We start from the raw sequence: 657 nt of genomic DNA, 5'->3' as shown, positions 1-657 counted from the left end.
CCCGGCCGCCAGGGTGCTCGCGCCGCCGTACCTCGAACTGGCATCTGACAGCGGGCCGTTGAAGCAGCTGTCGGCCCGGCACGAGGTGGTCGCGTTCCATCCACGGAACGAGCTGGACCTGTTGCTCGACTGGTGCCAGCAGCCGAGGCCCGGAGTGGACGGTGGCCCGCCCACCAGGATCGCTTTGCTGCACGGTGTCGGAGGCGCCGGAAAGACCCGGCTGGCGGCCGAGTTGGGCAGTCGGCTCGCGGATCTGGGCTGGCACACCGGCTTCCTGCTGCGCGCCCTGGGTCCGGAGGACCTGGCCTGGCTAGGGCGGGTGGCCTCGCCGTTGCTGGTGCTGGTGGACTACGCGGAGGAGGCCCGGTGGGAGGAGGTCAGCCGGCTCCTGCGGGCCCTCCGAGGCCGCCGGAGCCCCACCTGCGTGGTGCTCACCGCCCGCTCCGTCGGCAGTTGGTGGCACGACGAGATCGCCGACGCACTGGCGAAGGAAGGCCACCCGTACCTGCTGCGCGACATCCCGCTGACGGCCCGTCACCCCCGGGCAGCCGGGGTCTACCGGGCCGCCCTCCGGGCGTTCGCCCCCGAGACGACCCTCGGTACGGCACCGGGGCGGGAACCCGAGTCCTACCGCTGGACCACCCTGGACCTGGTGAT

General features: G+C 72.9%; 1 pseudogene. It reads left to right on the top strand.

Annotated elements, in window-relative coordinates:
* Positions 1-58: 58 nt before the first annotated feature.
* A pseudogene (locus tag ABD323_RS43370) lies at positions 59-657 on the top strand (hypothetical protein); the annotation flags it as partial.

It is taken from the genome of Kitasatospora nipponensis (assembly GCF_039528135.1).
Taxonomy (GTDB): domain Bacteria; phylum Actinomycetota; class Actinomycetes; order Streptomycetales; family Streptomycetaceae; genus Kitasatospora; species Kitasatospora nipponensis.
The sequence above is the reverse complement of the archived record's forward strand: the minus strand, read 5'-3'. Positions and strand labels throughout refer to the sequence as shown.